The following is an 11,464-nucleotide window of genomic DNA, read 5'->3' on the forward strand; positions in this document are numbered from 1 at the left end:
GTCCTCAGGCAGCGCCGGCCGCGAATGTGAGCGACAGGCCGTTCATGCAGTAGCGCAGGCCGGTGGGCTGGGGGCCGTCGTTGAACACATGGCCCAGGTGGCCGCCGCAGCGGCGGCAGTGCGCCTCGGTGCGCGCCATGCCCAGGGTGCGGTCAGTGCGCGTGGCCACGGCATTGTCCAGCGGCTTCCAGAAGCTGGGCCAGCCGGTGCCGCTGTCGAACTTGGTCTTGGAAGAAAACAGCGGCAGGGCGCAGCCCGCGCAGGCGAAGGTGCCGGCGCGGTGCTCCTGGTTGAGCGGGCTGCTGCCGGGCCGCTCGGTGTTTTCGTGGCGCAGCACGGCGTATTGCGCGGGCGTGAGCTTGGCGCGCCACTGGGCGTCGGTGAGGGTCACCTCGAAAACCTCGCTGGTGGCGGCTGCTGCCGGGGCGCGGCGCGGCGAGAACCAGGCGGCCAGGGCCAGTGCGCTGGCGCTGCCGGTGAACAGGAGATGGCGGCGGGTGGTGGTCATGGGGTCCTCGGTCGGTAGGGGGTTGGCCGGAGCTTAGGCCGGGCTCCATCGCGAAGTCCTCACGCAAACTTCAATAATTCGTGATAACTCGGCAGGCTGCGATTGCGCACAATGCTGGGCATCCCTCGCTTACCTGCCTTTTCATGTCCATACCCCCCTCCAAACGCGTGCTGCTGGTCGAAGACGATGCCCATATCGCCGACCTGCTGACCATGCACCTGCGCGACGAAGGGCTGCAGGTCGTGCATTGCGCGCGGGGCGACGACGGCCTGGAGCAGCTCACGCGCGGCGGCGAATGGGACGCGCTGGTGCTGGACCTGATGCTGCCCGGGGTGGATGGCCTGGAAATCTGCCGGCGCGCCCGCGCCATGCCGCGCTACGTGCCCATCATCATCATCAGCGCGCGGGCCAGCGAGGTGCACCGCATCCTGGGCCTGGAGATCGGCGCCGACGACTACCTGCCCAAGCCGTTCTCGGTGCTCGAACTCGTGGCCCGCGTGCGGGCCTTGCTGCGCCGGGCCGAGGCCATGGCGCAGAACGCGCGCCAGCAGGCGGGCAGCCTGTCGGTGGCCGGCCTGGCCATGGACCCCGTGGCGCGCGACGCGCGGCTCGCAGGCCAGCGCCTCGACCTGACGCCGCGCGAATTCGACCTCCTGTACTTCTTTGCGCGCCAGCCGGGCAAGGTGTTCTCACGCATGGATCTGCTCAATGCCGTGTGGGGCTACCAGCACGAGGGCTATGAGCACACGGTCAACACCCACATCAACCGCCTGCGTGCCAAGATCGAGGCCGACCCGGCCCAGCCGGCGCGCATCCTCACCGTATGGGGGCGCGGCTACAAGTTCGCCAGCCCCGAGGGCACGCCATGAGACTCACCCTGACGCAGCGGCTGTCGCTGGTTTTCGCCGTGCTGCTGCTGGTGTGCAGCGGCACCTCGGCCTGGATGCAGGTGCGCTCCAACCGCATGCACGAGCTGGAGGTGGTGCAGGGCCTCTCGCGCGACCTGGCCGAAAGCATTGCCCGCGACGCCCAGCTCACCGATGCCAATGGCCTCATGCCCGATGCCGTGCGCAAGCTGTTCAGCCAGCTCATGGTGGTCAACCCGAGTGTGGAGGTGTACCTGCTCGAACCCGATGGCCGCATTGCCGGCCACGCCGCACCCGAGGGCCGGCTGCGCCGCGACCGCATCGATCTGGCGCCCGTGCGCCGAATGATCGATGGTGCGCCGCTGCCCATCCTGGCCGACGACCCACGCAGCACCGATGGGCGCAAGGTCTTCAGCGCCGCGCCGCTGCGCGTGCATGGGCGCGACGTGGGCTTCATCTACGTGGTGCTGCTCGGTGAGGCGCACGACCTGGTGGCGGCGCAGGGCTCCACCAACGCGGTGCTGACCACGGCGCTGTGGTCCATCGCCATGGTGGCGCTGCTGTGCCTGGCGGCGGGCCTCGTGGCCTTCACCCTGATCACGCGGCCGCTGCGCCGCCTGACCGACACCGTGCGCCATTTCGACATGACCGGTGCGCCGCCGCCCATGCCGGCACCGGCGCCGGCCCCTGCAGACAGCCGCGACGAGATCGCCGTGCTCGGCGCCGCCTACCGCCAGATGGTGGCGCGCATCGGCGAGCAATGGCAGGTGCTCAGCCGCCAGGACCAGGAGCGCCGTGAGCTCATCGCCAATGTCTCGCACGACCTGCGCACGCCGCTGTCCTCGCTGCACGGCTACCTGGAGACCCTGCTGCTCAAGGACGCCACGCTGCAGCCGGCCGAGCGCCGGCGCTACCTGGGCATCGCCCTGGACCAGAGCCGCAAGGTGGGCGCGCTGGCGCAAAGCCTGTTCGAGCTGGCGCGGCTCGAATACGGCTTTGTCCAGCCAGAGGCGGAGCCCTTTGCTATGGCCGACCTGGTGCAGGACGTGTTCCAGAAGTTCGAGCTGGCAGCGCAGGAGCGCCAGGTGGCCCTGCAGGCGAACATCGCGCCGCAACTGCCACCGGTGCACGCCGACCTGGGCCTGGTCGAGCGGGTGCTGACGAACCTGCTGGACAACGCCCTGCGCCATACCCCGCCAGGCGGTACCGTGACGGTGGTGCTGGCCCGGCAGGGCGATGCCCTGGCCGTGCAGGTGCAGGACACCGGTCCCGGCATTGCACCGGAGCTGCGCGAGGGACTGTTCGAGCGCCCCTTCACCATGGGCGGATCGCGGCGCGGCGGAGGCCTGGGGCTGCGCATTGCGCACCGCATCCTGGCGCTGCATGGCAGCCAGATCGCACTGGTCGAGAGTCCGGCGCCGGGAGCGGCATTCCGGTTCACCTTGCCCTGGGCCGCCGGGCCAACCGGCAGGCCCCTGCACATCGAAGAGAGAGATGTGGCCCCTCCAGCGCTGCCGCGCTAAGCGTTTTCACCTAGGGCCGGCCCTGTAGGACAACACCGCTAGCGGTCTGCGCAATGTAATTTTTTGCTACCGCCAACCGCCTGTCGGGTGTAAGAATAGGTCATCCTGACATAACAGGGTTTGGGGGGAGGCCCATTGCTGCTGCGCTCGAGCTTCGAATCGAAGGTTCTGGCGGCGTTCATCGCTGCCGCCGTAGTGGTGGCCGGCGTCACGGTGATGGGCTGGAAGCTGGCCGATGACGCCGAAGAGGCGACCCATTGGGTGGCCCACACGCACCAGGTGCTGGGCAACGTGGCCCATATCCGCGCCAACACCCTGCAGATCGAGCTGAGCACGCAGAGCTTTCGCATCACCGGAGACCCCGCGCACATCGCCGAGCGCGATGCCACGGCCGAGGCCCGCGAGGCCATGCTGTCGCAACTGCGCCAGCTCACCGCAGACAACCCGCTGCAGCAGGAGCGCTGGACCCTTTTGCGCCAGATGGTGGACGAGCGGCTGGCCATCTCCCGCCGGGTGGAAATGCTGCGCAAGACCCAGGGGCCTGAGGCCGCCAATGCCTATGTGGCCACGGCCCCCCTGCAGAAGACGCGCGACCGCATCCACGAGTTGCTGCGCGGCCTGGAGTTCGAAGAGGCCGCGCTGCTGCGTGAGCGCACCGAAGCGCAGCTGCATACCCGGCGCCTGCTGCTGCTGGCCAACGGGGTGGTGGCGCTGTTGCTGGTGGGGCTGCTGGGGGGCGCCTATGCGCTGATCAGGCGCCAGTTAGGCGAAACCCGCCAGACCCAGCGCGCCCTGGAAGACAGCGAGGAAAGCCTGGCCACCACCATGCACTCCATAGGCGATGCCGTGCTGGCCACCGACACCGAAGGCCGCATCACCCGGATGAACCCGGTGGCCGAGCAGTTGACCGGCTGGACTTTCGAGATGGCGCGCGGCCTGCCCATCGACGTGGTGTTCCGCATCATCAACGAGATCACCCGCGAGCCTGCGGTGGTGCCCGTGGCCCAGGTGCTGGCCACCGGCGTGGTGCATGAGCTGGCCAACCACACCACGCTGATCGCGCGCGATGGGCGCGAGTGCCCGATCGCGGACAGCGCCGCCCCCATACGCTCCAGCGACGCAGAGGTGGTGGGCGTCGTCCTGGTGTTCCGCGACGAGACCCTGGCGCGCCAGGCCCAGCGCACGATCGTGCAGCACAACGCGCTGCTGGAGCAGCGGGTACAGGAGCGCACCGCGCAGCTGCGTGCCAGCGAAGACCACCTCTTCAGCGTGATCAACAGCGTGCCGGCCGTGCTGGCCTACGTCAATGCCGAGCAGCGCTACGTGTATGTCAACGCGCAGCACAAGGCGCTCTATGCCCCGGGCCGCGAGGACGTGCCAGGGCACACGGTGCGCGAGATCCTCGGCGAGGAACGCTATGCCCAGGCCGCCCCGATGATCGAGCGGGTGCTGCAGGGAGAGCGCCAGAGCTACGACTGGCAGCCGTTTCCCGGCATGTGGCAATCCATCGACTGCATACCCAAGTGCGATGAAAGCGGGCAGGTGCTGGGCTACTACGTGCTCGGGTCCGACATCACGGTGCGCAAGCACGCCGAGGAGAAGGTGCTGGCGCTCAACACCGCCCTCGAAGACCATGTGCTGCGGCTGGAGCACACCACCCGGGCCCTGAAGACCCTGAGTGCCGGCAACCGCACCATGCTGCGCGCCGTGGACGAGCAGGGCCTGCTCTCCAACATGTGCGAGGCCATCGTCACGGCGGGCGGCTACGCCATGGCCATGGTGTGGTGCCACGCCGCCGATGGCACCGGCGGCCTTCTGGCGCCCGTGGCCGAAAGCACTGCCCCCCTGGCGCAGCCCTGGCTGCGCGCCCTGAATACCCGCTGGGAGGCGGGCGATACCGGCCAGGGCGTGCTGGGCGATGCCGTGCGTTCGGGTCTGGCCAGCGTGGGCCGGGGAGGGGAGCCGCCCGGCCCCGATGGCCCCGCCTGGCTGGCCGGCATGCCGGCGGCGGCCTCGGTACTGGCATGCCCGCTGCGGGTGGACGGCGTGGTGATCGGCGCCCTGGCGATCTACAGCAGCCGCCCGAGGATCTTCGAGCCCGACGAGATCACCTTCCTCGTCGAGTCGGCCGATGACCTGGCCTTTGGCGTGGCAACGCTGCGCCATCGCGGCGAGCAGGCCCGGGTGCAGGAGGCCATGCAGCAGATGCGCCGCTATGACACCCTCACCGGCCTGCCCAACGAGGCGCAGTTCACCGAAACCCTGGTGTCCGCCATCGACGCTGGCCAGCCGTTTGCGGTACTGCAGGCCAATGTGGAGCGGCTCAGCGAAATCAACGATGCCCTGGGTTTCTGCTACGGAGACCAGATCCTCAAGGAAGTCGGGGCCCGCCTCGTCCAGGCCGTTCCCGCTTCTGCCACGGTGGGACGGCTGCGCGGCGACGAGTTTGCCATCCTGCTGCCGCAGTGCGATGCGCAGGCCGCGGTGGCCATGGTACGCACCGTTGACGGCGTGCTGGCCCAGCCGTTTCCGATTGCCGACATCTCGATGGAAGTCTCCGTGACGGCCGGGGTGGCCCTGTTCCCCGCGCACGGAGAAACCCCGCACGACCTGTACCGCCACATGGACACGGCGGTGCACCAGGCCAAGAAGGCCGGGCTCGGGCATGTGGTGTTTGACCCGGCGCAGAGCCACCACCGCAACCAGGCGCACCACCTGCAAATGGCCGGTGAGCTCAGGCGCGCCATCGAGAACGGTGACCTGTCGCTGTACCTGCAGCCCAAGATCGACATGGCCGCAGGCCGGGTGTGCGGGGCCGAGGGCTTGGTGCGCTGGCGGCATGCAGAGCGCGGCCTGCTGATGCCGGGCGACTTCATCGGCCTGGCCGAACACACGGGGCTGATCAAACCGCTGACCGAGTGGGTGATCGAGGCCGCCTTGCGGCTCAACCACGGCTGGGCTGCCAGCGGGGCCGTGCTGCCCATCGCCGTGAACCTGTCCGCGCGCAACCTGCGTGACGACTCCCTGCTGCAGACCATCCGCCAGCTGCAGACCGCCTGGCCCCTGGCGCCGGGGCTGCTGGAGCTGGAGATCACCGAAACCACCGTCATGGAAGACCCCGAGCGTGCCCTGCGCGTGCTGCAGGCCCTGCGCGACCTGGGCATTGCGCTGTACATCGACGACTTCGGTACTGGCTACTCGTCGCTCAGCTACCTGCAGCAGCTGCCCGTGGAGTTCATCAAGATTGACCAGTCCTTCGTGTACAACATGTCGGTGAGCAAGGCATCGGCCGTGATCGTGCGTTCCACCATTGACTTGGCCCACGACCTGGGCCGCAAGGTGGTGGCCGAAGGCATCGAAACCCAGGCGCACTGGGATCAGCTGGCCGCCCTGGGCTGCGACATCGGACAGGGCTATTTTCTGGCACGGCCCATGCCGGCGCAGGACCTTCCGGGCTGGGTTGCAGGCTTTGTGGCGCCCGTGGCCCGTACCCAGCCAGAGACCATGTTCGTGATTTGATTCGTGCGCGCTGTAGCCCGTGTCCTACACCGTGTTGCGGCGCACAAGAAGCGCCAGTAGCCCCCTCCAAAAATAGCATGTAGCCATGGTCATGCAGGGCAGGGCCCTGGTGTACCGAATATGTGCCAATGGCGGGTCTGCGAATCTTCTTGCAGTGCGCGCCCACCCATTCTGGAGGGCCCCGCCATGACATCCCACCCATCGGAGTTTCCGCTCGGTCTGGAAGCCGCCCACAGCGCGCTGGCCATGCGGCGGCGCGAGGCCCAGGAAACCGTCATGCCATTCACGCGGGGACTGCGCGGGCACGCCAGCACCCATGAGCAGATCACCCGCGAAGAACTGGTGCGCAGGCTGGCCGACATCAAGGGCTGTGCCTACAGCACCGACGAGCTGCCACAGCCCATCTGGCAGGGCCGCACCTACCTGGTGCCCAGCGACACGCTGGTGGGCATGGCCACCGCACACGCACTCGGCGTGCATGGGCAGGACGACCTGTTCGGCGGTGTCGTGCCGCAGGCCTTCATTGCCACCAAGGCCATCACCCATCCCCTGGTGTCGTTCGAGGCCGCCGCGCCGGAAGGCTGGAACCCCGAGTTCTCCCGGCTCGTTAAGCGCTCGGTGCTGCCCGGCTACACCGCGTTCTCTCGTGCGGATGCACTGCGCGCTGGCGAGGCGCTGTTCGCGCTTGGACCGCTGCGCGTCAAGCCGGTGGGTGAGACGGGTGGGCGGGGGCAGACCGTCGTCACCACCATGGAGGCCTTGGCCAACAGCCTGAACAGTTTGGGGGACAGCCTGCTGGAGAGGGACGGCGTGGTGCTGGAGCACAACCTGACCGAGGTGGAAACGCTGAGCATCGGTCAGGTGCGCGTGGCTGGGCTGCAGGCTTCGTACTACGGCTCGCAACGCCTCACACCTGACAACAGCGGGGCCCTGGTCTATGGCGGCTCGGACCTCACGGTGGTGCGGGGTGATTTCAATGCGCTGCTGGCCAGCACACCCTCGGGCCCGCTGCACGACGCGGTGACCCAGGCACTGGCCTATGACGAAGCGGTGCGCACCTGCTACCCGGGATTTTTCGCATCGCGCATCAACTACGACGTAGCCCAGGGCCTGAATGCGGCGGGCCAATGGTGCTCTGGGGTGCTGGAGCAGTCCTGGCGCGTGGGCGGGGCCAGCGGTGCCGAGGTGGCGGCGCTGGAGGCTTTCCACCAGGATCCGGGCCTGCGCAGGGTGCGGGCCAGTTGTGTCGAGAAGTTCGGTGCGCCCCAGCCCATTCCGGTCGGGGCCACGCTGTACTACCAGGGGGTCGACCCCGAGGCCGGGCCCCTGACCAAATACACCACGCTGGAGATCCATGACCACACGGCATAAGACGATCCACATCCCCGTGGCCGGCCGCAGCATAGAGGGCACCCTGGTGGCGCCCGATGTGCTGGTGCCCGGCGTGATGCTGGTGCACGGCTGGGACGGCAGCCAGACGCAGTACATCGAGCGGGCGCACCAGATTGCAGCCCTGGGCTGCATCTGCCTGACCTTCGATTTGCGCGGCCATGCCAACGACCGGGCCGAGCGCGAAACCGTGACCCGCGAGGACAGCCTGAACGACATGCTCGCGGCCTACGACCTGTTGGTGGGGCATCCGGCGGTGGACCCGGCCTCGGTGCTGGTGGTGGGCACCAGCTACGGCGCCTACCTGGCCGCAGTGCTCAGCGCCCTGCGCCCCGTGCGCTGGATGGCGCTCAGGGCGCCGGCGCTGTACAAGGACGAGGACTGGATGGTCTCCAAGATCAAGCTCAACCGTGCGGAGGTGGCCGCCTACCGCAGCCGTGCCATCGCACCGCAGAGCAACCGGGCCCTGGCAGCCAGCGCGCAGTTCAAGGGGGATGTGTTGCTGGTCGAATCCGAGAACGACGATGTCGTGCCCCACCCGGTGCTGGAGAACTACCGGGCGGCCTTCCTGCAGACCCGCTCCATGACCTACCGGGTGATCGGTGGTGCAGACCACGCGCTGACCCGCCCCGAATGGAAAGAGGACTACACCGGCATGCTGGTGCACTGGGTGCAGGAAATGCTCAACGGCGCCCGTAAAAAGGCCAGGCCCGTTACCGCCTCGCCACGCCAAGGAGACTTGCCGCCATGACCTGCTCCCTGTCGCTGGCCGCACGTGAATAGCTTCCCGCGTTTGCCGATTATTGGAATGTTCTCGCAACGCGCTGCCGAATGTATTTGCGAAATACGGTCATTGCAGAGGGAGGATGGCCCGCCGCCCCGTGGTTGTCCTACAGCCATGAATGGACGCCAGGTCCACCATGGATTCATCGATCACCCGCCGGTACGCTACATGGCCTCTTTGGCCATCGCATCTTCCCGAAGCTCCAGGACCTTGCGAGTACCAATGGATCCACAGGATCCAGGGTGAATGTTCTGGTACGCAGAATATCCGGAGCCCACTGGTGTGAGGTGCCTTTATGTCCCGTTCCAACCCCATCGTCCCCGCCCATATCGATACCTCGGTGCTCGGCGAAGAAGACCCCGGCGCATCGCTGGAGATATTCCGCCACGAAGCGCTCAAGAACCGGGCCAGGAAGAACCAGCCCGCCCAGCCCGAAGCGAAAGCGCAAACGGGCCAGGAAGGCAAGCCCTACCTGACGATCAATTGCTCCAACAACGGCCGGTGTTTCACGATCCAGGTGCAATGGCAGCCATCGCAGCAACGTGAATTCACCGATCTTCTGGGTTTGGTGATCGCCGAGCATGCAGTGATCTCGGACGTGGCCTGGACCCACCACATGCAGACGGGAGAGGACCCAGTACAGCTTGAAATGGGCGCCACTGCCGATGGAAGGGCTGCCGTGCAGGTCAAGACACTTGGTCTGCCAGGCGCGCCGCTACCCAAACGCAAGGTGCTGCACGAGCCCTTTGTAGCCGCCAACGATCACCTGCCCATGGCCTGCCATTCCAAAGCGGGGCGTTGATAGTCGGGGTTCGTTACGACAAAGGCAGGCCTCACCGCGCCGCGGTTCCGGACGCCCACAGCGGTACTCCGCTTCCATCGTAGACAACCAGGTTGTTGTCATTTTGTACGGCCAGATGGGGCGTGCCGTACTGTCTCAGGTAGCTTTTGCTGTCGATTCCATAGGGAGGCAAGGAATCCCAGAACGTTCGGTCGCGCTTCTTCGCATCAGCAGCCGAGTTCCACAGGGCATTTTCTACCATGTTGTAAACCACGAGGTTGCCATCGCCCTGGAAAACCGCGCATCGGGTCTCCTGGCGGTAGGTGCCCGCATTCCAGAGCGCTACCTGCGCATCTCTTCTCACCCGCTTGTACAGCACCAGGTTGCCGTCGCTCTGGTGAACCAGATACACCGACTTGTCTGGCGAGTAATAGCGTTTGTTTTCTATCAGCCTGGTGTTGGCCGGAATGATGCCTGGGGTGGCCTGCGGCCCTTTGGCGGGACGAGGGCACACTGCCTTGGCATTGGCGTTGGCTGTACCCGCCAGAATGCACAAGGCCACAAGACACTGGCCGGGTAGTTTGAGCGAAAAAGCTTTCAGCATTGCGCGTCCTTTTTTCCACGCCTGAAAAGAAAGCGCCCAGGCTGCGCAGGGGCAATTTACTGGAAAAGGTGGGCGCGCACCCGTTTTGATTGGGAACATGCTTGCAGCATTGATTGAAACCGTGAAATCCAGCACAGGGTGCGGGCGGTCAGGCCAGCGTGGCGGGTTTCAGCGCCGCGTCGACCTCGCTGCGCAGCCATCGCACGAAGTCCTGCGCATCGGGGTTGGCGCCGCCGCGAATACCCGACACCATGTAGTAGCCGCGCTGCGACGAGGCACAACTGCCGAACGGCGTCACCAGTCGGCCGCTTTCCACCAGCTCGGCCAACAGCGGCAGCCGGCCGATCACCACGCCTTGCCCCTGCATCGCCGCCGCCACCGCATCGGCGTACTGGGTGAAGCGCACGGTGTTTTTCATGCGCACTTCTGACACCCCCATCAGCCGCGCCCAGGGGTCCCATTCCACCGTGAGCGGCATGCCAGGGTGCTGGTCCACGGCGAGCAGGGTGTGGCGCACCAAGTCGGCGGGCTGCTGCAAGGGGTTGGCTGCGTTGGTGGCCAGGGCAGGAGAGCACATGGGGACCACCCATTCCTCAAACAAGGGAGTGCCCAGCCCATCCTCGGTCGGGCAAAAGCGCACCGCCAGGTCCAGCTGGCTGCGGTCCAGGTCCAAAAGCTCCAGGGTGGCGGAGATGCGCACGTCCACATCCGGGTGCTGCGCGGTAAAGCGCGCCAGCCGGGGGATGAGCCACAGCGATGCGAAGCCCGGGGTGCAGGTCATTGCCACCTGGCGCAGGGCCGGGGCGGCGCGCACCCGAGCGGTGGCATCGCGCAGCCGCTCCAGCGCATCCACTGCCGCCCGGTGCATGACGGCCCCCGCCTCGGTGAGCACCAGGGACCGGTGCCGGCGCTCGAACAGGGCCACACCGAGCCAGGCTTCCATCTGCTGGATCTGGCGGCTGACCGCAGACTGGGTGAGGTAGAGCTCCTGCGCCGCTTGCGTAAAGCTCAGGTGCCGCGCCGAGGCCTCGAAGCTGCGCAGCAGGTCCAGCGGCGGCAGCTCTTCCCGACCGATGGCCGAGGAAGACGTTTTCACATTCTGGATTGGCATGCGAAGGATTCCAAATGACCGTTTGAGTACAGAGAGTCGTCTCACTATATTCATTCCATCAGCGAATGGATAGGAGCATTTACCATGATCATCGAACTTACCCACCGCGGCTTGCACCATGTGCCCGACGCCGCGGGCCTGAGCATGCATTGCCAGAGCGGCACGGTCTGGATCACCCTGGACCACGACACGCGCGACGTCGTGCTGGAGGCAGGAGAGAGTTTTTCCACCCCCGAGCACAAGAGGGCGCTGGTGTATGCCCTAGCACCAGCGCGCCTGCTCATCGAGCCGCCAGCGGGTGATAGACCCGCCGTGCGCCTCCTGCAGCGCCGTCCGGAGCCGTTCCAGCCAGCGTCACCCCTGGCGGCGGGCGCTTGAG

Annotated in this window: 10 protein-coding genes; 7 read left to right on the top strand and 3 right to left on the bottom strand. The window is 66.9% G+C overall.

The features are described 5' to 3' along the window. Window positions 1-4: 4 nt before the first annotated feature. Window positions 5-508: a peptide-methionine (R)-S-oxide reductase MsrB gene (gene msrB, locus ASE28_RS16240; RefSeq protein WP_057204410.1), complete on the bottom strand. Its 504-nt coding sequence runs from the start codon at window positions 506-508 to the stop codon at window positions 5-7. 143 nt (window positions 509-651) lie between these two features. Between msrB and ASE28_RS16245 the strand changes: the two genes are divergently transcribed. The 6 genes from ASE28_RS16245 to ASE28_RS16270 all read left to right on the top strand — a co-directional run bounded on the left by ASE28_RS16245 (window position 652) and on the right by ASE28_RS16270 (window position 9,391). After that, window positions 652-1,377 carry a response regulator transcription factor gene (locus ASE28_RS16245; RefSeq protein WP_057267527.1) on the top strand — a complete coding sequence of 242 codons (726 nt, stop codon included), beginning with the start codon at window positions 652-654 and terminating at the stop codon, window positions 1,375-1,377. Next, entirely contained in the window at window positions 1,374-2,897 is a 1,524-nt protein-coding gene (locus ASE28_RS16250) for a HAMP domain-containing sensor histidine kinase (protein ID WP_057267528.1), read from the top strand. The genes ASE28_RS16245 and ASE28_RS16250 overlap by 4 nt, the downstream gene beginning before the upstream one ends. Before the next feature lie 135 nt (window positions 2,898-3,032). Further along, complete coding sequence (locus ASE28_RS16255) at window positions 3,033-6,416, top strand: EAL domain-containing protein (protein ID WP_057267529.1); 3,384 nt, start codon at window positions 3,033-3,035, stop codon at window positions 6,414-6,416. A 186-nt stretch (window positions 6,417-6,602) separates the two neighbouring features. Beyond that, complete coding sequence (locus tag ASE28_RS16260) at window positions 6,603-7,787, top strand: DUF3182 family protein (RefSeq protein WP_057267530.1); 1,185 nt, start codon at window positions 6,603-6,605, stop codon at window positions 7,785-7,787. Next, window positions 7,771-8,556, top strand: coding sequence for a S9 family peptidase (locus ASE28_RS16265; RefSeq protein ID WP_057267531.1), 786 nt, complete (start codon window positions 7,771-7,773; stop codon window positions 8,554-8,556). The genes ASE28_RS16260 and ASE28_RS16265 overlap by 17 nt, the downstream gene beginning before the upstream one ends. Window positions 8,557-8,884: 328 nt before the next feature. After that, window positions 8,885-9,391, top strand: coding sequence for a hypothetical protein (locus ASE28_RS16270; RefSeq protein WP_057267532.1), 507 nt, complete (start codon window positions 8,885-8,887; stop codon window positions 9,389-9,391). Between the two features lie 31 nt (window positions 9,392-9,422). Here ASE28_RS16270 and ASE28_RS16275 read toward each other — a convergent pair whose 3' ends face one another. Further along, the gene (locus tag ASE28_RS16275; RefSeq protein ID WP_057267533.1) at window positions 9,423-9,974 is read right to left on the bottom strand and encodes a hypothetical protein; all 552 of its coding nucleotides are present in this window, start codon (window positions 9,972-9,974) and stop codon (window positions 9,423-9,425) included. A gap of 148 nt (window positions 9,975-10,122) precedes the next feature. After that, a complete protein-coding gene (locus tag ASE28_RS16280; RefSeq protein ID WP_057267534.1) occupies window positions 10,123-11,085 on the bottom strand; it encodes a LysR substrate-binding domain-containing protein in 963 nt (320 codons plus the stop codon). An 84-nt stretch (window positions 11,086-11,169) separates the two neighbouring features. Between ASE28_RS16280 and ASE28_RS16285 the strand changes: the two genes are divergently transcribed. Further along, window positions 11,170-11,463 (top strand): DUF2917 domain-containing protein, encoded by a 294-nt coding sequence (locus tag ASE28_RS16285; protein WP_057267535.1) that lies wholly within the window; start codon window positions 11,170-11,172, stop codon window positions 11,461-11,463. Window position 11,464: the final 1 nt, after the last annotated feature.

Origin of the sequence: Acidovorax sp. Root219 (genome assembly GCF_001428665.1) — a bacterium.
Lineage (GTDB): Bacteria > Pseudomonadota > Gammaproteobacteria > Burkholderiales > Burkholderiaceae_C > Acidovorax.